General features: G+C 48.9%; 21 protein-coding genes and 1 pseudogene. 10 read left to right on the top strand and 12 right to left on the bottom strand.

The window, feature by feature from the left end; genetic code table 11:
* Positions 1–9: 9 nt before the first annotated feature.
* The 5 genes from HA51_RS04390 to HA51_RS04370 are packed head-to-tail and all read right to left on the bottom strand — an operon-like array spanning position 10 to position 6,324.
* Positions 10–1,647: a dipeptide ABC transporter ATP-binding protein gene (locus tag HA51_RS04390; protein WP_084932350.1), complete on the bottom strand. Its 1,638-nt coding sequence runs from the start codon at positions 1,645–1,647 to the stop codon at positions 10–12.
* On the bottom strand, positions 1,647–2,474 hold the full coding sequence (locus HA51_RS04385; protein WP_045815319.1) for an ABC transporter permease: 828 nt from the start codon (positions 2,472–2,474) through the stop codon (positions 1,647–1,649). Before HA51_RS04385 ends, HA51_RS04390 begins: the two co-directional genes overlap by 1 nt.
* Positions 2,467–3,414, bottom strand: coding sequence for an ABC transporter permease (locus tag HA51_RS04380; RefSeq protein WP_084932348.1), 948 nt, complete (start codon positions 3,412–3,414; stop codon positions 2,467–2,469). The genes HA51_RS04385 and HA51_RS04380 overlap by 8 nt, the downstream gene beginning before the upstream one ends.
* A 9-nt stretch (positions 3,415–3,423) precedes the next feature.
* Positions 3,424–5,022 (bottom strand): ABC transporter substrate-binding protein, encoded by a 1,599-nt coding sequence (locus HA51_RS04375; protein WP_084932346.1) that lies wholly within the window; start codon positions 5,020–5,022, stop codon positions 3,424–3,426.
* A 21-nt stretch (positions 5,023–5,043) separates the two neighbouring features.
* Positions 5,044–6,324, bottom strand: coding sequence for a M20 family metallopeptidase (locus tag HA51_RS04370; protein WP_084932344.1), 1,281 nt, complete (start codon positions 6,322–6,324; stop codon positions 5,044–5,046).
* A gap of 79 nt (positions 6,325–6,403) precedes the next feature.
* Between HA51_RS04370 and HA51_RS04365 the strand changes: the two genes are divergently transcribed.
* Positions 6,404–7,174, top strand: coding sequence for a GntR family transcriptional regulator (locus HA51_RS04365; protein WP_084932342.1), 771 nt, complete (start codon positions 6,404–6,406; stop codon positions 7,172–7,174).
* Positions 7,175–7,572: 398 nt separating this feature from the next.
* On the opposite strand, the gene HA51_RS04355 is transcribed toward HA51_RS04365, so the two are convergent.
* The gene (locus tag HA51_RS04355; RefSeq protein WP_158087357.1) at positions 7,573–9,255 is read right to left on the bottom strand and encodes a protein kinase domain-containing protein; all 1,683 of its coding nucleotides are present in this window, start codon (positions 9,253–9,255) and stop codon (positions 7,573–7,575) included.
* Between the two features lie 209 nt (positions 9,256–9,464).
* Positions 9,465–10,634 (bottom strand): FRG domain-containing protein, encoded by a 1,170-nt coding sequence (locus HA51_RS04350; protein ID WP_245840158.1) that lies wholly within the window; start codon positions 10,632–10,634, stop codon positions 9,465–9,467.
* Positions 10,635–11,551: 917 nt separating this feature from the next.
* Between HA51_RS04350 and HA51_RS27445 the strand changes: the two are divergent.
* Positions 11,552–11,833 (top strand): annotated as a pseudogene (locus tag HA51_RS27445) (hypothetical protein).
* Between the two features lie 14 nt (positions 11,834–11,847).
* Here HA51_RS27445 and HA51_RS04340 read toward each other — a convergent pair.
* The gene (locus tag HA51_RS04340) at positions 11,848–12,051 is read right to left on the bottom strand and encodes a type 2 periplasmic-binding domain-containing protein (protein WP_211282904.1); all 204 of its coding nucleotides are present in this window, start codon (positions 12,049–12,051) and stop codon (positions 11,848–11,850) included.
* Between the two features lie 182 nt (positions 12,052–12,233).
* Between HA51_RS04340 and HA51_RS04335 the strand changes: the two genes are divergently transcribed.
* The 6 genes from HA51_RS04335 to HA51_RS04315 are packed head-to-tail and all read left to right on the top strand — an operon-like array spanning position 12,234 to position 16,894.
* Entirely contained in the window at positions 12,234–13,277 is a 1,044-nt protein-coding gene (locus HA51_RS04335; protein ID WP_084932335.1) for a nucleotidyltransferase domain-containing protein, read from the top strand.
* A complete protein-coding gene (locus HA51_RS04330) occupies positions 13,274–15,007 on the top strand; it encodes a ThiF family adenylyltransferase (RefSeq protein ID WP_084932333.1) in 1,734 nt (577 codons plus the stop codon). Before HA51_RS04335 ends, HA51_RS04330 begins: the two co-directional genes overlap by 4 nt.
* On the top strand, positions 15,000–15,470 hold the full coding sequence (locus HA51_RS04325) for a Mov34/MPN/PAD-1 family protein (protein ID WP_084932330.1): 471 nt from the start codon (positions 15,000–15,002) through the stop codon (positions 15,468–15,470). The genes HA51_RS04330 and HA51_RS04325 overlap by 8 nt, the downstream gene beginning before the upstream one ends.
* Before the next feature lie 8 nt (positions 15,471–15,478).
* The gene (locus tag HA51_RS27440) at positions 15,479–15,754 is read left to right on the top strand and encodes a hypothetical protein (RefSeq protein ID WP_245840157.1); all 276 of its coding nucleotides are present in this window, start codon (positions 15,479–15,481) and stop codon (positions 15,752–15,754) included.
* 11 nt (positions 15,755–15,765) lie between these two features.
* Complete coding sequence (locus tag HA51_RS04320) at positions 15,766–16,545, top strand: SAVED domain-containing protein (RefSeq protein WP_245840156.1); 780 nt, start codon at positions 15,766–15,768, stop codon at positions 16,543–16,545.
* A gap of 34 nt (positions 16,546–16,579) precedes the next feature.
* Positions 16,580–16,894: an ASCH domain-containing protein gene (locus tag HA51_RS04315; RefSeq protein ID WP_084932328.1), complete on the top strand. Its 315-nt coding sequence runs from the start codon at positions 16,580–16,582 to the stop codon at positions 16,892–16,894.
* Between the two features lie 457 nt (positions 16,895–17,351).
* Here HA51_RS04315 and HA51_RS04310 read toward each other — a convergent pair whose 3' ends face one another.
* The 3 genes from HA51_RS04310 to HA51_RS04300 form a co-directional block, all read right to left on the bottom strand.
* A complete protein-coding gene (locus tag HA51_RS04310; protein ID WP_245840155.1) occupies positions 17,352–17,918 on the bottom strand; it encodes an alpha/beta hydrolase family protein in 567 nt (188 codons plus the stop codon).
* Positions 17,919–18,281: 363 nt separating this feature from the next.
* Positions 18,282–18,836, bottom strand: a complete 555-nt coding sequence (locus tag HA51_RS04305) for a pyridoxamine 5'-phosphate oxidase family protein (RefSeq protein WP_169718768.1) — start codon at positions 18,834–18,836, stop codon at positions 18,282–18,284.
* Between the two features lie 202 nt (positions 18,837–19,038).
* Complete coding sequence (locus HA51_RS04300; RefSeq protein ID WP_084932325.1) at positions 19,039–20,772, bottom strand: ABC transporter ATP-binding protein; 1,734 nt, start codon at positions 20,770–20,772, stop codon at positions 19,039–19,041.
* A gap of 262 nt (positions 20,773–21,034) precedes the next feature.
* Here HA51_RS04300 and yncE point away from each other — a divergent pair, with 262 nt between their 5' ends.
* Complete coding sequence (gene yncE / locus HA51_RS04295; protein WP_084932322.1) at positions 21,035–22,093, top strand: 7-bladed beta-propeller protein YncE; 1,059 nt, start codon at positions 21,035–21,037, stop codon at positions 22,091–22,093.
* A gap of 13 nt (positions 22,094–22,106) precedes the next feature.
* Positions 22,107–24,107, top strand: coding sequence for a TonB-dependent receptor domain-containing protein (locus tag HA51_RS04290; protein WP_084932319.1), 2,001 nt, complete (start codon positions 22,107–22,109; stop codon positions 24,105–24,107).
* Positions 24,108–24,217: 110 nt separating this feature from the next.
* Here the strand turns inward: HA51_RS04290 and HA51_RS04285 are convergent, their stop codons facing one another.
* Complete coding sequence (locus HA51_RS04285; RefSeq protein ID WP_245840154.1) at positions 24,218–24,595, bottom strand: hypothetical protein; 378 nt, start codon at positions 24,593–24,595, stop codon at positions 24,218–24,220.
* Positions 24,596–24,600 lie beyond the last annotated feature (5 nt).

The raw sequence follows: 24,600 nt of genomic DNA, 5'->3' as shown, positions 1-24,600 counted from the left end.
CGTTTCTCGTTAAGCAACGGATTGGGATAAGTCGGGAACGTGCACCGCTTCAAGCAGTGCACGGGTATAAGGATGCTGCGCCAGCGCGCTCATGTTCTCGCCGGGCAGCACTTCCACCACATCGCCGCGATACATCACCGCCACGCGATGGGCGATTTGGCGTATCAGGTTGAGGTCGTGGGTGATAAACAGGTATGCGGTGCCGTAGCGGCGGCGCAGTTCCAGCAACAGCTCGATGATGGTGGCCTGCACAGACACATCCAGCGCAGCGGTGATTTCATCGCAAATCACTAAATCCGGTGGATTGGCAAAAGCGCGTGCGATAGCAACACGCTGTTTCTGACCGCCGGACAGCGCATGCGGATAGCGCGTGGCAAACTCTGCAGGCAACCGCACTTCTTCTAACAGGCGCGCCACGGCTTGCGCTTCCGTTTCTCCCGGAGGCAAACCGTATAAGCGCAGCGGACGCGCAATGATTTCACCAATGGTCATGCGCGGATTCAGCGAGGCATCGGGATGCTGAAAGATCATCTGCACGCGGCGGCGATACTCCTTGTCCATCTGCGCACGTCCTTGCAGCGCATAGCCGCAGAAATCGATCTCACCGCTGAACGGCACCAGCCCGGTAATGGCTTTGCCCAGCGACGATTTTCCTGAGCCCGACTCGCCCACCACGCCAAGGATTTCGCCCTGATGCACGGTGAGCGAGACCGCATTGGCCGCGCGCGTGGTATTCGCCTCGCGTTTCAGCAAGCGATCGACAAAGCCTTGATGGCCGTAATCGATGGTGAGCGCGTCCAGTGTCAGCAGCGGCTGCGATCCGGCAGCATCCTGCACCAGGCGCTGTTGCGGATTGGGCACTGCTGAGATCAATTTGCGGGTATAGCTGTTCTGCGGTGCGCTAAACAAACTCTGCGTGTCGGCCTGCTCAACAATGCGGCCCTTTTCCAGCACGCAAACGCGATCGGCGACTTTCGCCACCAATGCCAGATCGTGGGAAATATACAGTGAGGCCACCCCCGTCTCTTCGCGCAGACGTTCATAGAGATCGAGGATCTGCGCCGAGCTGATGACATCCAGCGCAGTGGTCGGTTCATCGAAGATCATGCAGTCCGGCTGACAGGCGAAAGCCGTGGCGATTAATATGCGCTGCTTCTCTCCACCGGAAACCTGATGCGGATAACGGCGCATCATGCGTGCCGGATGCTTGAGCTCGACGTCATTTAACAGCGACTCGCCCAATTCCTGCGCTTCACGTGCGGTTAAACCGCGATGGCGCCGTAGCACTTCCGTTACCTGCTCTCCCAACGTTAATGTTGGATTGAGCGAGGCACTCGGGTCCTGAAAAATCATCCCCAGCTTCGCGCCACGCAGAGCCATCAGTTTAGGGGCCGGCAGACTGAGCAGGCTTTCTCCGTTGAGGCGGATGTCGCCCCACTTCTCGCGCGCATTACCCGCCAGCCAGCGCATGATCGCCCAACCGAGCGTGGTTTTACCCGAACCGGATTCCCCCACTAAACCCAGCACTTCGCCGGGCATCACGTTTAACGTAATATCGCGCAGCACCGGCAGTGACTCACCGTTTTGTAACGCGTAATCAAGGCTGTAATTTTCCACCGACAGCACCGGCTCAGGCTTCACACTCATCAGTGGCTCCTTGGGTTGAGCACGTCTCGCAGCCCGTCACCCAGTAAATTAAAACCAATCGCCACCAACGCGATCGCCAGGCCCGGGATCATCATCATCCACGGTGCGGTGAAGAAATAAGTGCGGGCTTCGGAGACCATCAGCCCCCACTCGGGCTCGGGTGGCTGTGCGCCTAAACCGAGGAAACTCAGGGTGGCAAACAGCATGATGGCGAAGGCCACGCGGATGGTGGCTTCCACGATGATCGGTGCCAGGATGTTCGGCAGCATCTCGCGCAGAATGATGTAGTGTCCGGCTTCACCACGGGCAATCGCCGCGTTGATATAATCCTGCTGCCGCGCCGCCAGCGCCACGCTGCGTGAAATACGCACCATACCCGGCACAAACGCGATGGTGATAGCCAGCACTGCATTCATGCTGCTCTGACCCAGTGTGCTGACGATTAACAAGGCAAACAGCAGGCTGGGGATCGCCATCACCGCATCCATGGTGCGCATCATAAACTCATCGAACTTGCCGCCCAGATAGGCACTGGCGGTGCCCAGCACTGAGCCAATCACCATGGCTAACGCGGTTGCCAGCAGTGACAGCACGATGGTGGAGCGTGCGCCAACCATTACCCGGCTGAAGATGTCACGCCCCATTTGGTCGGTGCCAAACCAGTGCTCGGCACTCGGGGGTTTGTAACGTGTCAGAATCGAGATTGATTCAGGATCGAAGGGCGCGACATGCGCCCCGCCCACCACCATCAGCAGCGACAGCAGGATAATCAGCACCCCTACCGCGCCCTGCGGTGAACGCAGCAAACGTTTTAAAATATCAGGCATAGGAAATTCGCTTATCCAGAACCACATAGGCCAAATCGGCGAGGAAATTCACCACCGAATAGGTCGCGGCGAGAATCATCACACCGGCCTGAATGGTGGGCAGATCGCGCGCCTGCACGGCAACAATCAGTTCACGGCCAATACCGGGTATGGCAAAGATTTCCTCGACCACCACAATGCCGCCGAGGAGGTAGCCGACATCCAACGCCACAATGGTGATGGTCGGCAACAAGCCATTGCGCAGTGCGTGGCGCCAGAGAATGCGGCGGCGCGACAGGCCTTTCAGCCAGGCGGCGCGGATGTAGTCGGTGTGCAACACATCGACCATCTCCGAACGCACCATGCGCGAGACGTGCGCCACCAGAATCAGCGCCACGGTAATTGACGGCAAGATCAGGTGCTGTACGCCACTGATGAAGTTTTCACTCAGCGGCACATAGCCGGTGGCAGGCAGAATCTGCCAGACGTCAGCAAACAGCAGCAGCACCAGCGTGGCGGTGACAAACTCCGGGAAAGAGATGCCGATGTAGGAGATGACGCTGACCAGCACATCGGCGGTTTTACCGCGACGCACTGCCGCCCAGATACCGAGCGGAATGGCGATCACCAGCATCAGCAACAGTGCACACACCGCGAGCAACAGCGATCGCGACAGTGCGGTCAACAACGTCGGCCCCACTTCCAGCCCATTGCGCATCGACACACCAAAATTGCCCTGCAACGCCTGGCTTAGCCAATGCCAATACTGCAACCATGCTGGCGCATCCAGTCCCAGCCGTTCGCGCACCGCGGCGAGTGCCTCTGGCGTGGCGTTTTGGCCCAGCAAGGTGACAGCGGCGTCCGCTGGCAACAGCTGTGTGATGCCAAAGACCAGCAATGACACCACCAGTAAGGTGTAGATCATCAGCAGCAGGCGTTTAAGCAGATAACTTGCTGTCACGGTCGCTCCTTACACTAAACGCTTAGGCGCTTTGTCAGTTAACCAGGTATGGTCGAGACGGAACACCGCACCGCGCGGATGCAGATGATATCCGCCGACGTAATCGCGGCTGGCAGCCAGCAAATCGAAGAAGGTCGGAATCAGCGAAGGCACTTCGTCATGCATCAACTGTTGTGCTTTGCCGTACAACGTGGTGCGCTGGGCATCATCGTTGGTTTCACGGGCGGCGTTGACCGCACTATCGAAATCGGCGTTGTTCCAGCGTGTTTCGTTCCATGACGCGGTCGAGGTGTACAGCAGTGAGAACACCGCATCCGGCGTGGGTTGCATGTTGTAGAAACCGACGTAGAAATTGCCTTTTTTCCATACCTGATCGAGATAAGTGCTGTGTGCCATAGTCTGCACTTCAATGCGGAAGCCGCCTTGCTTGGCCATCTCACGCAATGCGATACCCAACTGGGTGCGAGTCGCCGGTTTATCCGAGGCAATCAACGTTAAATCGAGGCCGTTGGGATACCCCGCGTCCGCCAGTAAGGCTTTGGCTTTGCTGTAATCCACCGCTTTTTTCGCCAGGTTAGCAAAGTAAGGGTAAGAGGCGTTGATCGGCGTATCGTTGCCTGGTGAACCGAGGCCATCGGCAACAAAGTCCACCGATGCTGGGCGATCAACGCACAGTGCCAGCGCCTGACGCACGCGCACGTCGTTAAACGGCTTTTGATCGCAACCCATGTTTACATTGAGGAACTGACCGGATGCCACCCGCAGTGGCAACACACCAGACGATTTGGAGAGACGCGCAAATTCGCTCGACTGTGCGCTCAGCATCAAATCGGTATCACCGGAGATCAGCGCCGAGCTTTCTGCGATGCCATCGGGATAGACCACCACTTCCACGCCATCCAGATACGGACGCGCCGGATCGTAGTAATGCGGGTTGCGCTTCACCACAATCTTGCGTTCTGGATCGTAGGAAACCAGCTGGAATGGTCCCGCACCCAGCGAGGCTTTGGTGAGTTTGTCGTACTGACCCTGCGCAATGCTGGCGGGAATGATTTTGGCGTCTGGATAAGCCAGCATCACCGGCAGGTCAGCATAAGGGGCATCGGTTTCAATCAGCACGGTGTTAGCATCGGTGGCGCTCACCGCCTTAATCGGACCGATGTTATGCAGGGCCGGTGACGCATTTTTGGGATCGAGCAACGCCTGCAAGCTGGCCACCACATCTGCCGAGGTTAAGGCCGTGCCATCGCTGAACTTGAGGTTTGGACGCAGGGTGAAAGTCCACTGCTTGAGATCGGCGCTCGCCTGCCAGGATTGGGCCAGGTCTGCTTCGGCTTTCATCTCCTGCGTCAGGCGTGTCAGGCCGCTGTAGAGCAACTCCGCGACCAGATACTCCGGGTTGACGCGCACCTGATGCGGATTCAGCACGCTGACCGCCTGATCGACACTAATACGCAGTACGCCGCCTTTACGTGGTGTGCCTCCCGGCGTCGCACTGGTCACTGCTGCGGCATGGGCCGAGAACGACCAGGGCAACATGGCGGCACCGGTCAGAGCGGTAGAGCTGGTGATAAACTGTCTGCGGTTTAACCCTTTCATCGCGCACATCTTCTCTTCCTCGTTAGTTTGTTAAATACCCTGGGTTGGCTGAAACTCATCGGCGAGATACGCCAGAATGGACTGCGAAAGTGCGATAACATCTGCCATCGTTGTGTACTCATCGGCGGCATGAATGCGGTTGTCGGGGCGGGCTAAACCGCCCAGTAAAATTTCCTGCATACCGGCCTGCTGAACCCAACCCATATCCGAACTGGTTGAGGATCCCCAGGGTTTAAACTCCTTCGCTTTGAAACCAAATCCCCGACTCAGCGCGGCCTGCCAGCGTGGCCAGTGCGGACCATCAGGATTGGCCACCGGGGCCAGATGACCAATCATTTGCACGCTGACATCCAGCGCAGGGCTGCCTTGCATCGCTTGATGGATGCAGTGGGTCAACTCCTGCCAGACATCGTCAAACGCCTCTTCGGGGGCATAGCGTCGATTGATCAGCAGTTCAAAACGTTCGGGGATGGTCGAGCCTTTGCTGCCACCCTGTGCGGCAGCCAGCGTCAACAGTGAGGTCAGCGGTTTGCCCTGGTAATGCGGTGGCGCAGGCATTGCCGAGGCACGCTGTTCCACTTGGCCTTTCAGTTGATAGAGTGCGTTCATCAGCGGCAGTGCCGCTTCGATGGCGTTGATACCGTGCAGCGGATCGCCGGAATGCGCGGAACGCCCGGTGATAATGATTTTGAGATCGATACTGCCAAAGCAGCCTGCCCAGATGCGCGGCACCGCGCCACCGTTGAAGCTCAACAGATGCCCGGCGAACCGCTGCTGTTCGGCGAGGTAACGAATGCCGGGATACAACCCACCCTCTTCATCGGTACACAGCAGAAAGACCGGATTGAAACGCAGCGGCAGATTGCAGACCTGTGCCGCACGAATCGCCGCCATCGCCGCCACGATCGTCCCTTTCATGTCCGCCGCCCCACGCCCAAACAGTTTGCCCTCTGCCACAGTGAGTGCCAGCGGAGGAAATCGCCAGCCATCCCCCGCAGGCACCGTATCGGTGTGAAAGTAGAGATTGCAGTTTTCGGCTGCGCCACAGTTAAGCGTTGCCAGCAAATTCACTCGCTCGCCGTAGGCGCTGCCATCGGGCGCTTGCCAAAGATCTTCCGGCACTGAAACGCGCTCAAAGCTGAAGCGCATTGGCGTTAACAACTGCGTCATCAGGTCGGCAAATTGTGCATAGCCATTACCCGGTGGAAAGCAGGTATCCACCGCCAGCATGCGCTGCATATCGTCAGTTATCTGTGCGGAGTCATCCGCAATTTTCTCTAACGCACTGTTAAGGCGAGAATTCTGCAACATAGGGTTATCGTCTGTTGTATTTCTATATAGTTTATAGATAATGCAATTCAAGGATGCAGGTCAATCGGTAATCAGAAACATGCAAAAAAACTATGACGCAGACGACACGCCCCAATTCTCCCGTTTAAGCGAGGGAGAAGGCGCGCCGTTGTATGAAGTGGTGAAACGCCATATCAGCGAGTCCATCCTGCAGGGTGAGTTGCCAGCAGGCACCATTTTGCCGAGTGAAAACAGCCTGGCGGCAAAGTTTGGTGTCTCGGTAGGCACGGTGCGAAAAGCGCTGGCCGCGCTGACGACGGAAGGAATGTTGATGCGCCGTCGCAAAACCGGCACGGTGGTGACCGGCTGGGCACCGCTGCACAATTTAAGTCACTTCTTCCAGTATTTCCGTCTGCATGACAAAACCGGTGGTTTGCTTCATTCAGAAACCAGGCTGCTGGATTATCAGGTGAGCCAGGCGAGTGCGCTGGAAGCAGAAAAATTGCAGATTGCGACGGGGGATGAGGTGATACGCCTTAAACGTCTGCGTCGGGTGAAAGGCTTTGCCGCGATGCATGAGACCCTGGTGCTGCCCGCTGCTCGTTTACCCGACTTCCCCGCCGCCGAGCAGTTGCCGCCCTTACTGTATCGTTTTCTGTTTGAACACTATGACGTTCGCGTAGCGGCAGTTCGGGAGCAAATTACCGCTGCACTGGCGAACAGTGAGGATGCCGCCCTGCTGGAATTGACCTTACCTCATGCGGTGATGGTGATTGATGAGGTCTCTTTCGACCAAAGCGCGATACCGGTGATTTTGGCGCATCATCGATTCAGTACCGAGCATTTTATGTATGTGAATGAAATCAGGTAAGGTGGGTCGCGTAGATGTGCAGGTTAACAAGGCGAGCCTTCCCCATACAGCCATTTCTAATCCGGAAGAAGGTTGGGTCAGCCTACCGCATCTTATCGAACATCTAGTATGGGGCTTTATAGCACTGGATGGAGAGATCATCGAGGACGCGGGGAAAGCCAGTGTGATGATTGCAGTTGGGACTTATCTTGGGCGAGAGGATTGCTGAGGAAATGCGCTTAGGCGTGAAGCACATTATGCTTGCTAGTTTCAGACCAGAACGGTTTAGTTCAATGCCCTATAAAAAAGATTAAGCCTGAAGTTTAAGAGGTGCGCTTCCGCGCACCATCCGTTTGTGTCGTTTTTCTTCTACCTGTTAACTGCCAGTGCCGTACTATAGTCTTTAATGAAACAAGGTATCAGTCTTCAGAAAAAAATGGCTCCTTGAACTTATGCGTCAAATTTTCCATAATTTTTTCTGCTTCTTCAGAATTGGCGTAAATAACCTTCTGATCTATAAAGTTAAGGCTTCGATCCAGTAATACCCATCGAGCCGTTTCCATAGATTCTGCTTCAAGACATTGTGAGTAATTTGAAAAATCCTCAATCGGCACTAAAGCTGTGGTGAAGTTTTCATTCATTAGTTCCCGGGTCTTGGCATTTTGCAGAAAGTACATCAGGACTCTATTCAGATCGCCCCTGTTTTTTTTACTGTTATCATAAACAAACGTGATTATTTTTTTATTCCTGCTCTCGGCTTCATGCTTTGCGTCAGAAAATTGAGTGAATGGCTGGATTTCCTGAAAGTATTCAAGTTCAGGAATGTGGAGGTAGGGATTGTTCAGTGCAGATATTATTTTTGGAAGAATGTTTTTACTAATCGCGTTTTCAAATTCCTGATCCCATACAGGATTCTTGAATTCTGTCCTGTATATTTCATTTCCTGAAATGGAAAAAACAAATTCACTGCCTGTTAATGCTATTTTAACAATTGTCATCACGAAGGCATCATCTGCTCCTTTTTTCTTCCATGTGCACTTTGCTGTACAACTGTTGTCATCGTATTCAGGACTTCTCGGTGATAATATTAAGTGAGGCATTCTGGAAGCCATTGAGTGCAGAACGTCCCTGACTTTATTAAAAGCACCCTCTAGTGCAGTGAATTTTTGCGTCCGGAATGATTCGGAGGGTTCTGATAAGAGCTGATTAATCTTTTCATAATCATCCTCCTCTGACATAGATATATCCTCTGATTGTAAAATCTGGTTTAAACGGTTGATGAAAATTTCAGTGTCTTTATACCGGTTTTCGGTTCTGTAGCTAAAGCAGTTATCAAAAAAGGAAAGAAGTTTAGTTCTCTGCTGGGCGGGAATGGCACTGAACGAGGATGCAAATTTTTTACGTTGATGAGGCATTGCTCCATCATCATCCATAAGAAGGTCCGGATGGTTACCGGTTATCAAGTAAAAAAGTATGCCTGCAGTGAATGAAATGTCTGATCGAGGGTCCTGCTTGTTAAGGCTTCCTGCTGCTAATTCCGGTAATCTCAGGAATCGGTTGCCTACTTCTTGCTGGTCCAATGTGCTGAAATTCAATTCAGTCATTTCATGATAGTTTAGCCCAAAGTCCAGAAGACAGGGTTTCAGAGGATTTTCATCTTTTAATATGATATTTTGAGGTTTGATATCCCGATGAACGATGCCAGATTTGTGACACTGACTGACGACCTCAGCAATGCCGTTTGTGATGCCTATGGCTAACGAAAGGTCAGTATGAGGATTTTTCTCGCACCATTTATCGAGCGTGTCACCCGTAATAAATTCTGTGACAATATAGGGAGTAAAAGACATATCATTATGCTGATGTGCGTTACTCTCAATTAATTTTGGTATCTTATCTGAATCCATTGTGTCATAAATAGTCGCCTCCCTGAAAAACCTTGCGCGTCGCTCTTTATCTTTTTTTGATTTAATTATTTTCAGAAATGCAAATCTGCCATCCTTTTTACTGGATACTTTCCACGCCTCGCCCTGACCTCCTCCACCAATTTCATTTTCCTTGATCCAGTTATTTTTAAAATCTACATTATTAGCCCAAATCATATCACCCTCCATTTTAAGTTATTTTTTGCTTTTGTCATATTTTTTAGCGATCTCCCCGGCAGCTTTTTCTATGCCAGGATAGACTGTACTTTCCGTTATTCCAAATCTTGCCAGCTGTTCCATCAACTTTCCTTTATTACTTATGCGAAGTTTTCTTATTTTTATCTCACTCAGGCCGGTTTCAGGAAGCACAGCATCCTCGCCAAAGATTAAAAAGGCCCCAGACTGAGAATTGATTCGCGGATTCGACATTCTTCCTTTAACAACGATGAGGCGCTGGAGATCGGCCGGTTCAATAAGATGTTGAAAGTAAGACTTTTCATCTTTAATAAGGTGAAGAAGTTGTGCGCAGGGTTCTGATTTGTTGAACGCTTCTCTGGCCTGCCCGTAATCCAGGTTTTTTTTACGCCTTCAGGAAGGCGAGAGAGATTAGCTATACAACTGACTGTATCGGAATCAAAAAACTTAATATGACTTTTACGGGTTGTCATTATGATGACGTTCCCGTCAACTTCCTCCCCTTTCTCCTCTTTGATCGTAGAGCAGGCAAAATATAATGCTACCAGAGGATTTGTTGTAATATCCAACAATCTCGTTGGAAGTCCGTAATGTTGCATACGCACAAGTTTATCAAGCATATATCTGTCACTCATAAATTCTGTGGGCTGCACGGTAAGGAGTTCATTGATCATCTCAGACTCAAACTGCCGATAACGAAAGTTTCCCTGGCAGGTTTTACGGTATAACGAAGGTGCCAGTTCGTACCTGTGATCAGAGTGCCCCCTGTAAAATATTTCCTCGTCATTGTCAAAAGGATGCTTTAGTATTTTATCCAGATAAGTATTTACATCCGTAATAGGCTTTCCATCGTCTGTTTTATGCATGTCCAGCTGAGCTGGTTTACTTTCTGTGCTATCAGGTAAAATATATTCAATCCCAATTATTTTTAAAAAACTTTCTGCGGTTGAATTCTTTACAGCCCAGTGAGTACGGTGAAGTCCAAAAGTACCTAGCCCGAGAATATCTGAATACACTTTTTCATGATGCAATGTGCAGTGGCCCAGGTCTTTAATTATTTGAAAGTTAAACTCAATGTAAGTCTCCCTGTTCACTTTTTGTATTTTTAACTCACGAAGTTCGGCATAACGCACCAAAGAAAACTCTTTGTCACTTTCTCCACCCTCTTCATTTTCTGGTTCTGTCATGAAAATAACCGGAAGGCTTTCCAGAAACTTATAAGATTGCTCCCTGAGAGGAAGCAGGCTTTTTCTGATTTCTTCAGGTGTGGATTCAAAGACGCGGGATACCGGAAATCGTCCAATACCCCGGTCAAGCTGAAAGAATTCGTAAGATTCGTGTGCAACAATCAGATTGAACATATGGATCCTTGTCCAGAAGCCGACTTCAGTTGAAATGCATAAGTTCAGATACTGTTAACCTAATTTAGCTTCGAATCAACTACTGTATCTGGTACCCCATTTATTTCTCAGCGTTACTAGGCATACAGCCTAGAGAGCCTAGTACGCGCCGTGCCCCGCCTTTTTCCGCGCTTAATCTTTTTACGTCAGCGGGTTACGTAAGTTTTCATGCCTTAAACGTCGCCGGTCACCATGCTTTTTAATTATGGCTGTCCAAGTTATTTTCCGCATACGGGAGAATAGCCGGAAAACCGATTCGCAGAGGTTCCGGGGCGGATCGATTTATTCCTGTGGTTTTCGCTGGACAGACGCGCGAAAACATGTTCTCACCCGCCCGACAACTGAGATTTAAATTCTGGGCACTTTACCCCGCGAACTGACGCAGAATTCAAGCAGAGACGCACCATTTTTATTATTTATTGATCAATAACACACCAGTTTCATAACTGTTGTATATTTAAAAAAATATTTTTATTCGTCCTTTAAAAAAGCACTTACCACTACTAATACTATAACTTCATATAATAAGGAATATCGGAAGTTGGAAATCCCTGCCCCCCGGCAAAGCCACCAATTGAAACTTAAAATTTTTAACCTTAATTAATTATACTTTTATCAGTAAACCCCGTCGTCAGCATCCTTTTGCCATTGGATCATTTATGCGATCCTAACCGTCCGATCAAAACCGTGCTGTTTGTAGGGCGAGATGCCAGGCGAGCTGAAAAAATGGCTCAGTAGCTTCGTGAAAGTGGTCTTGACGTGCGCATTAGCGACGCTGAATATGCCTGCAAGATTGCGGATATCATTGTTACGGCTACCCCTGCGCGCACCCCACTTTCCGCGCGGAATGGGTACGCCCCGGGACATATGTGGTGAATATGGGCACGTATGCGGTTGGGAAACAGAAATTACCCCTTGATCTGTTCAGTTCTGCGCGGCTTTTCTATGAGCTGCCCTCGCAGGCTCGGGTGATAGGTTAGTTTCAGCATGCGCATAAAAATGCAAAGCTTACTGCAATCGGCAGCGCAATAACCGGCAAAGTGCAGGGTCGCGTTTCAGAAATGGTTGTCACCATTTTCGACAGCTCCGGGTTATCTATCCAGGATCTCGACATTAGCCGGTGTATTCTGAATGCGCATAGAGGAAATTCTGAAAACTGATGTCAACGGCCATCTCATGGACGGGATGAAAGGGCTTCACGCAGCATATTGATAAAATTCTCTGTTCGCGGTGAGCGGGTTGACGCCGTTTCACCAGTGAGGGCCACGATATCAGCATTCGGTAACCGGTAGTCAGTCAGTACTCTGACCAACGCCCCATCATTAATTTGGGGCGTAACGTCCCACTCTGAACGCAGAATGATTCCCCAGCCGGCCATGGCCTACTCTTTCACCACTCTCCCATTACGTTTTTTCATTGATGAGAAGCCGTTAAATGACACAAATGCCGCCCACAACCACCTACGTCAATCAGAACTGGCTTATTTTTAATAGTTGTGCACTTGAAATAAAGCGAAACGGCCCCAGTTCAGATTTTGTTCACAACAAATGCGGGGTAAGTATGAGTCTTCAAAACAAATTTAAGAATTTTCATGATGCTATTAAGTTAGGCAGGAAGGACCTAGAGTACACAACGGCCCGCCTCAAGGATGACAGCATTACAACTGATATCGTTAACCGATTCAAAGAGGATGGATATCCGGTCATTGAGGATTTCATTCAAGGGTCTTTGGCAACCTTCACTGGTATCCGGGAAAAAGGGCAGGATTTTGACATTGACCGTGCCATTGTTATTGAAGCGGAGTTAGCGCCTGAAAACCCAATAACACCCAAGCTTGCAGTTCTGGAAGTGCTTGAACAACGGGGTTTTAAAAATGCCAAAATCAAAAAACCTTGTGTAACTGCTGATTACAAGGCTGAACATCTTCATATCGATATCCCAATTTACCGCAAGTACGACAATGGACAGTACGAATTAGCCGTTGGCAAGAGACATTCAGATGAGGAGAATCGTGAGTGGGCTAGAGCCTCACCGCGTGAGCTGATCGATTGGGTCAATGATTATGCTTCTGATGAAGCATATGGCTCGAATAAGCATAACCAGTATCGGCGTACTGTCAGATACCTCAAGCGCTGGAGAAACTTCACTTTTGGCGATGATGTACGTCGCAAAATTCACTCAATTGGGATTGCTGTAATGGTTAAGGAGTCCTTTAAGTCTTCGATTAACGATGAAGGTTTTCCTGATGATCTAACTGCGCTGAGAGAGACCATTAATCACATTCTCAACTATCGTAGTTATTTCACTCTCGTTGAGTTGGACAGATATAGAGTCAACGTCGCGCTTCCAGTAAGCCCTAACAGGGACATTTTCCACTGCAGTAGTGTTGCAACAGGTACCCAGTTTCGAAACAAGCTTAACGCTCTTTTGAAAACCTTGGATAATGTTTCTGATGAAGAGCAAGAGTCTAAGCAGTGTGAGTTGCTACGAAGTGTATTTGGTGAAGACTTTCCTGAATGCACAGCGACTTCTTCTGCTTCGTCAAATGCTGTCAAAACCGTTTATGCTTCTTCCGGAGTAGTGGGGACATCGCAAGGCGCATGAATTATTCAGTCATCCTTAATCATTTGAACGAATGTGGATACAAGGTATCCGCAATTCCATCGAAGACGGAAGAAATCGGATACTTAACCGCCGAGCTTGAAATTAATGGTCTGCTAATTACTCTTTGGCATCCCACTGTTGCTGAGCTCTCAAAAATGCCCAGCTTTTTCCTTGCCAACCCATCAGCACTCCCCAGGCTCGCTCACACCACATTTTATCCTGGAAGTCTATTTGCAAATATTTGTGTGAATGTCCCTGATTCTGTTTCTGTGAATTTTGAACGGCCAGAGCTCGCTTTTGAAGAATCGCTCAAAAGGCATGTTGCTCTGTTATCTCAGGCTTTGAGTGATAACGAATGGAATACTCAGGAGTTACTTCGGGAATTTGAAGCTGGGTGGTTGAGCATCGTCGAGCAAGACACCCCCCCTTTTCTTTGTTTAACTGAAAGCGAAACAGCAGAAGAGTTGTGCGTTCTTAAACCACGAAAAGGCCACTTAGGTTTTGGTCAATACTTTTTAGGATATTCAGAAGATTCAGTTCCTTTAAATACTTTTTCACCAATTAATCAGATTCTAAAGGATCGCAAATCCTCAAATGGCACAGGTTTCTTTGTGCCGGTAAGCGTGGCAAAACCAGCACCATGGAACAAGGATGAACTTGCTGACTGGTATCTTGGTCTGCTGTCAGAACTACCTGTGGATGTGCTTACCAAATTAACACAACAATTTGCTCAAAAGCGTTCGTATGAGTTTTGGTTAGTCTTTAGTGCTCGAACTCCTTCGGGAACCACATGGTTTGGAATTCATTTTTCCCAAAAGCACTCTGGAAAAGGTCGAAAAACGCTGCCCTTCAAACAGTCTCATCTGGTTGACTGGTTACTTGAACCTGTCGAGATATTAACTTTTAACAAAGAAAGGCTTATGCCTAGGAGTGGAGCAGAACAATCCCTTCTTAACAAAAAAGTTATGATAGTGGGGTGTGGTTCTGTAGGAGGAGACATTGCAGATAAACTCGCAGCCTCTGGTGTTGGCTGTTTAGATTTATATGATCCAGATATACTTTCCCTGAATAACCTATACCGCCATATTTTGCCTCCAATGTATGTATCATTCCATAAATCGCAAGCATTGTGGCATAGCCTCACCAAAAAATATCCATGGCTGGAAGTTAAAAATTATACTGACAAGTTACTAGATTTAAGGCGTCGTGAATTACTGATGAAGTATGACCTTATCATCATAGCAATAGGATCACCTACTCAAGAGAGATTATTTCACGAATTCTTGAATAATGAAAAGATCAATGTTCCGGTGATTAATGCATGGGTTGAAGGATATGGTATAGGTGGACACGCAGTTCTGGCAATTCCCGAAACAAAAGGGTGTTTACGATGTGCATATGTCGACCCCGCTGATTTTTCAAGAGGGCTGGCTTCTAATCTGAATTTTTTGGCTCCGAATCAAGATTTAACTAAAAATCATGCTGGATGTAGCGATGCATTTCTGCCTTATACCTACATAGCATCAACTCAAACCGCGCTCATTACGGCTGATATCGGCATTAGATTTCTACTTGGTAAGATCAGGGAATCATCCAGAGTGAGCTGGAAAGGAAACGCTGAGAATGCGACAGAGAATGGATTCAAACTAAGTGGGAGGTACCATGCATTCACCCGGACATTAGAGGTGCTCCCTTTGCTCAATGATGCGTGTGATATCTGCAATGAATAATTTTGACGCGCTAACTTTGGAGACTGAACATTTCAGTCTCTATATCTCAAAGAAAGTAAGAGATATCTGGCTGGAGAATAGGCAGATCAGACCGATGGCTCCAGAAGCTTTTGGAGTTATTATTGGTAATAAAGATATCGAGACTGAGCGTTACGGATTAGTCGAAATTACAGTCCCGCAGAAAGGAGACCGTTGTTCAAGAATGAGTTTTACTCTAAGGGACCCCGAGCATCAGCGTATAGTCGATCGCTTATATAACAGCTCCGAAGGTCAACTGGTTTATTTTGGCACATGGCATACTCATCCCGAGAAAAACCCTCACGCTTCACATATCGACATAAGTGACTGGAAGCAGTGTACATTACGCAACCCAGGGAAAAGGCTGTTTTTTCTAATTATTGGAACAGAAAAAAACGCGCTTTACTATTTTGATGATGAAAATCTTCTGCGACAGGAATTCTGAGATAAATCATGGACAAAGCAACACTAATTTACCTTGCAAAAATTATTTTTAGACCTAAAGATCAACTATCTAAACTTACGCTCGGTTTGTTGAGCTTAGGAATGACAGGATTGGTTGGCGGTTGGACTTTCAACATTGTTTTCTCTAAAACTTTTATTAAAAGATATAATGATGTCATTGATGGGGTAAGTTTAAATTACCAAAGGTATTCTGACATTGCTATGCTGGTTAGTCTTTTTTTGTTGCTATCGGCTTTATTTTATGGTGTGTTTGCGTATACTTAGCCCTTCGGGATTTGAGTAAGCGAGACATTGCCCTAATTCGTGCATATGGGTTTGAAAACATTGATCCGCAAGCCGCGGAGAGAAAACTCTCTTTCAGAGAGAAAGCTAAAATTTTGCATGTGGACTTTAAAGCATTTGATTCAAGAGTTAAGAATAATAACTTAATCAAAGAAAGTTTTATTCGGCAAACAATTAGAGAAAGAATACATCATACTGGTGCAGAAACAGCTTATATTGCTGCTCTTGGCAGCGTGCCATACCTCTATATGTTTGGTAGTTTTATGACTGATGGGCATTTGCCTCGAAAGTTATTTGATTTTGACCGAAACAAAAACACTTTCCATCCCCTTGATGCCCCTCCAACAAATGCAAGTTTGATAAAATTCTACAATGGGGAAGAAATCACTGACAGCAAACGTGTACCATCAAATAATGGGAGAGTCATAGGGCTTGCCATTTCTTTTACGATGGAGATTTTAGAAAAAGATCTTCCTACTGAATTTATAGGTCACACTTTGCACGCCCGACTTAATACAGGATTTCGATTTGACAATCTTCCCGAGGAAGAGGAGCAAGAGAAAATAGTAAACAGCCTTAGTTACATTATGTCAGAATTAAAAAAACAGGCTGATGAAGTACATCTTTTTGTTTCTTCTCAAGCATCAGTTGTCGTCAGGTTGGGTAGTCTCTACCAAGAGGGTTTACATGGCATAGTAACAATATGGCACTGGAACTCCACAGCCAATAAATATGAATGGTCTTTAAGAATTACTGGTCGAGATGTGAGTTAATTTAGGTGATGGCTGGTTAACAGGAGATCAATTAGTGCAGAGCCTCAAGATAGTCTCCCGACTAATTCCTGATGTGCGTTCAGGTAAGAAACAACACACCATTCGCTGGCGTGAAGAAAAAATCATTCCGGGACCGATGCAGTATGTGAATGCAGATGACGATACAGACACTTTTGTAGTGCAAGTGACTAAAGTTAAAACAATGAAGCTTTTCACTGTCGCGTGTTATCTGGGCAAGCTAGAGGAATGGCCTGATGATGTGCTTCTACGCGGTATGCGGGAGCACTATCCGGACATACGGCTTGATTCAGAGGTAGCTGTGATACACCATCTTGTACCTCTTACGTAGGTTGCTCGTTTGGAAGTTAGGTTTAACGGATAGAGTTTTCAGTAGCCATAAACAAAAGGTCCGCTATTCGCTGCCTGTCAACCTGGTTGCATTTTGTTGGCGAAGGTCAAGTAAAATGCAAACGGGTAGTCAAGTCACATGCAATTACGCAGCTGTTAAGAGAGCGGTCGCTGATGGGGTTGAAAAGTTTGGCCGAATCGAGCTGAACCTGTTTGGGGCCAACGCCTAGTTATATGAGTATAAGAAGGCAGAAAACACAGGTGGATTCAGGGCGTGAATAATTCTGGGAAGGGGGCAGCCAGAGCTGCCATAGTGGTTGGTTGAGCGCGTCATCAACAGGCGTGTTAATGTTGGCTGAAAGAGTCCTGCACTGAAAGCAGGACCGGAGTGAATATTAGCGGGTGATCATGTTGCCTTTTATAAAAAATCCCTGGTGGGGGAAATAACAACACCACTTTTATAAGTATTTATTAAACCATTCGGTCTGAAGAAGAACGGCCTTCTTAAAAAACATCCCCGTGTACATGTCGTAATGGCGGGCGTCTTTCTGCTGGTATAAACGTTTCTCGCGGGCGCCTGCCGCATTAAATAATGCCAGCCCCTGTGAAGGTGGATTCACGGTATCGTTCTCTGCAGTGACGACCAGCGTCGGGCAAACCACTTTCGCGGCATCCAGGGCGGGTCTGTATCTGAGGATTTCTCTGACCGTGAGAAACGGGATTCTTATATCCATCTTCGGATACAGCACCCTGTTGGCTTCAAAGAAGCATTTTGACTCTTCATTATTTAACACGCGGGGGATAGTGACCCTTATCTCTTTCCCTGTTTTCTTCCTTTTTTCCGCCATCCTGTCGAGTGTCAAAATGAAGGCTTTCTTTTCAGCTTCATCCATGTGGCCCGTTATCACGGTTTCTCCGTCTGCGAAGGCGAGCTTGTTTCTGACCAGAAACTCTTCGATTTCCTGCCTCACTCCTGGCAAAAAGACGTTAGGAGACGAAAGAAAGCGGGGGAACACCCACCGCAACGAAGAATCCAATAGTTACAGCATACATTCTAATCACCACCCTAGTTCCGACCTTCCGCATCGTGCGGCCTGGGCTGTTCAAGGAGAAAATATTCCTGTGTGTTTTTGTGTGCGAGGTGCAAAGCCTGTCTCTATAGCTGCTGTTTAGCCGGGCCTTCCCTCATCGACTTGGTAGTGAGCCCGCAGAGTGGGAATGTATTCAGGCTGCCGATGATCTTAACCCTGCCGAATTAACTGCGGATCAGTCTTGTTTTTGGATACAACTCACAAGCCCTGAACCGTTACAGAACGCCAGCTGAGCCGGTTAAAAACCTTCTAAATCTCGTCATGCCCCCCCTCCCCGAAAAAGCGTGCGCGCCTGAGCTAGGGATTTACCCATTTGCAGCTGGTCAGGGTCCCGGCAACGTTATATTGCAGCAAGGCTCTTTGGTTGTTTTCACGCGCCAACCTGCACCAATCAAGTAATGAAATTCTGATAAGCAGCACGCCAAAATGATTCTCGGGATTGCCTACTTCGTTAGGTGAAGTATCAATATCACTTCCTGGCGCAGCTCCAGCATAGGTTTTTTGAGTCCTGCGCGATAACTGTTGCCATGCGTTTGCAGCCACTTCACTGTGCGCGACGTGGAGTTCTGCGGTTCCCTGCAGTCGCAGCTGAGTTCTGTTGCTGTAGCCCAACACCGATACGTCTCGGTTGCTTCCCAATGTCTGCCATTTCGGGCTACGCATATCGGTATGTATCTCCAGCGTGCGGTGCTTGCGGTTAACATTACGCAGTACCATTGTCCTTGCCTGCGGCTTGCCATGTTGATCCACAGATGCCACCGTTAAGAAGTGAAAACCGCTTTCAGGGTCTTTCACGGCGTTTTCCAGTGCATTCCAGCTATCGCTATCAATCTCATCTAGACGCAATGTCATGTCTTACTCCAGTTGGAAGGATCAAACGGCATTGGGTGATTGAAGAAAAGAGAAGGGAATTGAGCCGTTTTCAATATCTCGCAAAAGCACGAATGCCCCTTTGTTTGCCTGCAGTGTCCTTAAAACACTAGCAGGCCTCATTAAACCTGTGCGTCACCCCACCCTGCTCTTCTACGCCATCCAAGGTAAAGCCGCGGACCCGTCAAAAAGTCGCGATGGACTTTCCAGCCAGATGGGCCTGATAAAGCCCGGCGTATACGCCTTGCTTCGCCATCAGAGCATCATGGCTGCCCTCCTCAATAATCTGCTGATCTCCGACGACCACAATGCGATCCGCATGCTGTATGGTTGACAGGCGGTGCGCGATAATCAGCGAGGTGCGGCCTTGTGAAAGCTCATTCAGCGATTGTTGAATGGACTGCTCTGTCGCGGTATCCAAAGCCGAGGTTGCTTCATCCAGTATCAAAATAGGCGGATTACGCAGAAAGACACGGGCAATCGACAGACGCTGCTTTTGGCCGCCAGAGAGTTTCACTCCGCGCTCACCCACAACGGTATCTAATCCGTCAGGTAAGCTGTTGATCAGGGTGTCGAGATGGGCTCGTTGCGCCGCTTGTAAGATTTCACTTTCACTGGCGTCCAGTCGGCCATAGGCAATATTCTCGCGAATGGTGCCGCCGAACAAAAAGACATCTTGCTGCACAATACCTATCTGATTCCTCAGTGCGCGTTGCTGGTAATCGCGCACATCTACGCCATCAATACGAATGGCGCCGTCCTGAATATCATAAAAACGAGGGATCAGCGCACAAAGCGTGGTTTTGCCCGCCCCGCTTTGCCCAACGAACGCGACCGTTTCCCCGGCTTTTATCGTCAGTGAGATGTCTTTTAGTACCTGATGGGTGTCGCTATAGCCGAAAGAGACATGATCAAAAACAATATCGCCCTTCAGGGTGGCTACGCTTTGGGCATCAGGACGGTCAACAATATCAGGCAGCGTATCGATCAGGTTGGTGAAGCGGCGAAAACCCGCGATGCCTTTTGGATAACTCTCCAGAACCGCCGAAATTTTTTCGACAGGCCGGAAGAATACTTCAGTCAGCAAAAGAAAGCCGACGAACCCGCCATAGCTCAGCTCACCTCGCAGCACATAAGCCGTTCCGGCGACCATGATAACCAGCTGAGTTAAGCGCGTTGAAAGGTAACTCAGTGTCATACTTGTGGTCATGATGCGGTACGCGCGCAGTTTGGTTTTTTTATACAGCGCGTTATCCTGGGTAAACAGCTTGGATTCCTGATGTTCATTGGCAAACGCCTTTACGACCCGAATACCGCCAATACTTTCTTCAATGCGGGTGTTGAAATTACCCACCTGATGAAAAAGATTTTGCCAAGTCTGTGTCATCTGACCGCCATAGCGGCTGACCAGCCAGACCATACCCGGTACGAGAACCAGCGTAATCAGTGCCAGGTTGAGATGTATATTGACCATCAGAATAAACGCGCCGATAAACGTCATTATGGCAAGAAACAGATCTTCCGGGCCGTGATGGGCTATCTCGCCGACTTCTTCAAGGTCTTTGGTGACATGGGTAATGATATGGCCGGTTTTAGTATTATCGTAATAGCGCAGCGATAGAGTTTGCAGATGTTCAAACGCTTCCCGGCGCATATCTGTTTCGATACCCACGCCTAATGCATGTCCCCAGTAATTCACAATGGCCATAAGACCGGTGTTAACCAGGTAGATAGCTAATAACGCGATGGAGGCAATGACAATTAATTCCCAGTTTTGGGCAGGCAGTAATTTATCAATAAACATTCGCACTGCCATGGGAAAAGAGAGCTCCAGCAGTCCAGCTACTATCGCGCAACCAAAATCCAGAAAAAACAGCCGTTTGTACGGGAGGTAATAATTAAAAAAACGGCGCAACATAGCGTCCTCCTTGTGATTTTATAATCGATAACTTCATTAATGAGTGGCGCTACATAATCTTCGGAAATGCACACCTTTCACTTCACCGTTAATCCATGGCAGGCGGTTCAAACCTTAGCCTGACTCTGGCTGCGGTGTCATGTTAATCCGCCGAGAAGCTGTCACCAGGCTGAATCCACAATTCGTCAATTTTCCTTATTGATAACGATACTGATAGTGATTATCATTCCGCTTCGTGTAATTAACTGTAAAGAAATATCTCATGCTTATCAAAAAAATTACAAAGCGTGCCCTACTCTCCCTTGCGGTCTCTCAACTTATGGTTTCTGCCTCTGGGATGGCTAAGCCTGTAAATGAAGCGGATTTTAAGATGCAGCCCTTGGGGCATGGTGTCTATGAAATGGCTTTCGTTAAAGATCGTAATGCACTCTTCGTCGCATCATCGCCCTCGTTTGACAAGGATAAAACGTCTGGCATGGTGTTTCAGCTGGCCGCTGATTCGCTGCATGTTGATTCGAGAATCCCTACAACGCGTCGCACGTTTTCCGTAGCATTGGATGAAGCGCACCACCTGCTGTATCTCGGCAACGCGCTGGATGGCTCCGTCACCTTGCTGGATAGCCAAACCGGAAAAGAGTTGCGCACGATTCAGTTGAGCGATGATGCCGTTCCGGAGAAAAAAGCGCATGTGCGTGAAGTGGTTCTCGATAAAAAACACCATCGCCTGTACGTATCGGGTATTGGTGGTAAAGACAAAGGACTGCTGTGGGTGGTAGATACTCAGAAACAACAACTGATCAAAACGCTCGAAAACATGGAGCCTGTTGGTTTCGCGGTCGATGAAGCCGGCAATAAAGTGTATGCCGTGACCGGGAAAGGGGAAATCCTGACATTGGATGGCCTGTCCTCGGATCTCATCTCAAAGGTAAAAGTCGACCCGGCAGAAACTAATCATTATTTTCTGAATATCGCCCTCAACACTCAGAAGGGGATTGGCTACATCGCCGATACCAACACCCGAGATGTGCTGGTCGTCCAACTGGATTCCGGTAAGCTCATTCATCGGATCTCAACACCAAACTCTATTGCGGTGCTGTACAACGCCGCCCGTGATGAAATCTATGTGACCCACCGCAATGCGCGTCAAATCAGCATCATTGATGCCGGCACCTATCGCGTAAAACACACCATCGACACCTCTGCCATGCCTAATAGCCTGGTACTTTCACCCGATGCTCGCACCCTTTACGTCAGCGTGAAGCAGGACGAAAAGAGCAATCAGGATGACTACGTCCTCAAAATTGATTTAACCGAACTCTAAAAGGGATTTTGCAGTGAAAAATCAAACACGCCTGGCCGTGGCGGTCACGCTCGCCCTGAGTCACCTGCCCGCTGTTCTCTATGCAGATGACAGCACACAGAGTAATGAGAAAGATCTTGTCGTGACTGCCTCTGGTTTCAGTCAGGAACGGCGAGATGCGCCTGCGAGCATTTCGGTGGTCGGGGAGAAGGATTTAAACACCCGGTCTAATCAGAACATCACGGAAGCGCTGCGCGAGATTCCAGGTGTACTGGTCGGTAATGGGCATGGCAGCCTGGCCACCGGCGATATTCAGATGCGCGGGATGGATTCAACCTATACCTCATACATGGTGAACGGCATTAAGCAGGCAACCCGAGAGTCGCGCCCTTATGGTCACCACATTGGAACCGAAGCCGCCTTTATGCCTCCGCTGGCGGCTATTGAGCGTATTGAGGTGATTCGCGGGCCGATGTCGTCACTCTATGGTTCTGATTCCATTGGTGGTGTCGTCAACGTCATTACGAAGAAAGCTTACAACCTCGATAAGTGGACCGGTGTGCTGGAGGATAACTATTTCCTGCAGGAAAAGAGTGAGTACGGCAACACCAATCAGACTAACGCGTTCCTGATGGGGCCGATTGTTCCTGGCAAGCTGGGCGTCAGCGTGGGTGCCGATTATCTGGATCGTCGCGATGATGACAGTCCATCTGATGAGCGCTTTGTGAAGCATCAATCTGGTAATCTCGATGCCACGGTTTCAATGTCTCCAACCGACACCCAACTGTGGGATTTGAGTGCTTCGCGTGGGCATCAGGAGAAGACGCACAGAGCGGCAAGTCCTTGGTACTGGGGCTTTGATCGCGATGCTGCCTCGCTCTCGCAACACGCCTGGTATGCCAATGACATGATTGAGGCAAAAAACTTCATCAGCTATGAAAAGGCACGCACGGAATATCGCGTTCCTGAAATGTCACCTCAGTTCATCGAGCAACGTAACTTTGAAGCAAATAGCGCTAACACGTTCTCGTTGGGCGATCATAAGTTAACGCTGGGGGCCAACTTCACCCGTAACGAGCTGAATGACACTTTTGACGTGGAAGACAAGGTGGCGCCGGGCGTCACGCCTGTCAGTAAAATATCGCGCAATGGTTGGGCATTATTTGCCGAAGATGCATGGATGATAGTGCCGGACTTTACGCTGACAACGTCTGCCCGTCTTGATCATGACAGCTATTTTGGTTACCACGTCACGCCCAAACTCTATGGTAACTGGACGCTTAATGAAAACTGGTCGCTCAAAGGCGGTGTTTCTGCCGGGTATAAGAAGCCGGATTTGCGCGAAAATAATGCGGGCTTTACCAGCGTATACGGCGCTTACCCCTACTCTTCCATCGGGATCGGTAATGATGAACTCAAACCCGAGAAGAGTATCAATACCGAGCTGGGACTTTACTGGCAGCAGGATGCGCTGGCCCTGGATGCCACGGTCTTCCACACAAAATTTAAAGACAAGATCAGTGACTACACGATCTGCACTCAGACAGCCACGCAGCAATGCGTTTACAACGGCTATGTTGCGGAAAGCGTCTCGCAATATTTCAACGTCAGTGATGCGGAAATTTATGGCTTAGAGCTGAATGGTGACTGGCAGGCCACTGCTAACCTGAAGATTAACGCCAACTACACCTATACGCACAGCGAGCAGAAAAGCGGTGAGTACAAGGGATATGCGTTGAGTGACTTCCCGACCAGCATGGCGAATGTCTCTCTGAGCTGGATGGCGATGAGCGATCTGGAACTGTGGACGCAGGCAAGCTGGCGCAGCAATTCTCCTGACATTGGCAAATCAAGCTCTACCGATGCCTATGCCTTGGTTGATTTGGGCGCTCGCTACCGTCTGAATAAGAACATAACCTTAATGGCGGGGGTTTATAACCTGTTTGATGCCAATCCTATTTATAAAACCTCATACAACCAGTCGGCGATGCTGGAAGGACGACGTTATAACTTAGGGGCACGAATCGAATTCTGATGGAAGCCGGGTCGATAAGACCCGGCAGACAGGTTCGCGAGCGCGGTGATGATGCCGGGTTCGTTCTGGTCCTGTTTAACAGGACCACTCCTTTAAGACAAACTTTACTCTTAGCGGTACAGGCTGGCTTTTGAGGCATCGCCTGCCCGATTCCAGATCTCTGCATCAGACAGCCCGGTCTCGATAAGCTCAATCGGCATACCTCCGTTGTTGATGACCGCGACATGAAAATCATCTATAGGCTCATAGGGTCCAAGAATAACGATATGGCCCTCAATGGCTGCTGCGAGATTGTCGACTTTATAAGCGATATGCGGCTGACTTCGCATTGGTTCGGCTAAACGGCAAGCGGGTCCAAAACGATGCCATTGAATGGGGATCGGTCCGCTGAAATCGTCAGACGTATACATGTCCACACTCTCGGCATAGCGCTCACCAGGCCTGACTTGTTCGGTGGGAATACCGATATGATGAAGTTCATAGCTCACGCCTT

This window comes from Pantoea rwandensis, from assembly GCF_002095475.1.
Classification (GTDB): Bacteria; Pseudomonadota; Gammaproteobacteria; order Enterobacterales; family Enterobacteriaceae; genus Pantoea; species Pantoea rwandensis.
Note: the sequence above shows the minus strand (reverse complement) of the source record. Positions and strands in the feature narration are given on the sequence as shown.

Bases quoted from the DNA above. Each gene is read 5' to 3' on its own strand.
- HA51_RS04390 (WP_084932350.1), bottom strand. From the start codon at position 1,647: ATGAGTGTGAAGCCTGAGCCGGTGCTGTCGGTGGAAAATTACAGCCTT.
- HA51_RS04385 (WP_045815319.1), bottom strand. From the start codon at position 2,474: ATGCCTGATATTTTAAAACGTTTGCTGCGTTCACCGCAGGGCGCGGTA.
- HA51_RS04375 (WP_084932346.1), bottom strand. From the start codon at position 5,022: ATGTGCGCGATGAAAGGGTTAAACCGCAGACAGTTTATCACCAGCTCT.
- HA51_RS04370 (WP_084932344.1), bottom strand. From the start codon at position 6,324: ATGTTGCAGAATTCTCGCCTTAACAGTGCGTTAGAGAAAATTGCGGAT.
- HA51_RS04365 (WP_084932342.1), top strand. From the start codon at position 6,404: ATGCAAAAAAACTATGACGCAGACGACACGCCCCAATTCTCCCGTTTA.
- HA51_RS04355 (WP_158087357.1), bottom strand. From the start codon at position 9,255: ATGATTTGGGCTAATAATGTAGATTTTAAAAATAACTGGATCAAGGAA.
- HA51_RS04350 (WP_245840158.1), bottom strand. From the start codon at position 10,634: ATGTTCAATCTGATTGTTGCACACGAATCTTACGAATTCTTTCAGCTT.
- HA51_RS04340 (WP_211282904.1), bottom strand. From the start codon at position 12,051: ATGGCCGGCTGGGGAATCATTCTGCGTTCAGAGTGGGACGTTACGCCC.
- HA51_RS04335 (WP_084932335.1), top strand. From the start codon at position 12,234: ATGAGTCTTCAAAACAAATTTAAGAATTTTCATGATGCTATTAAGTTA.
- HA51_RS04330 (WP_084932333.1), top strand. From the start codon at position 13,274: ATGAATTATTCAGTCATCCTTAATCATTTGAACGAATGTGGATACAAG.
- HA51_RS04325 (WP_084932330.1), top strand. From the start codon at position 15,000: ATGAATAATTTTGACGCGCTAACTTTGGAGACTGAACATTTCAGTCTC.
- HA51_RS27440 (WP_245840157.1), top strand. From the start codon at position 15,479: ATGGACAAAGCAACACTAATTTACCTTGCAAAAATTATTTTTAGACCT.
- HA51_RS04305 (WP_169718768.1), bottom strand. From the start codon at position 18,836: ATGACATTGCGTCTAGATGAGATTGATAGCGATAGCTGGAATGCACTG.
- HA51_RS04300 (WP_084932325.1), bottom strand. From the start codon at position 20,772: ATGTTGCGCCGTTTTTTTAATTATTACCTCCCGTACAAACGGCTGTTT.
- yncE (WP_084932322.1), top strand. From the start codon at position 21,035: ATGCTTATCAAAAAAATTACAAAGCGTGCCCTACTCTCCCTTGCGGTC.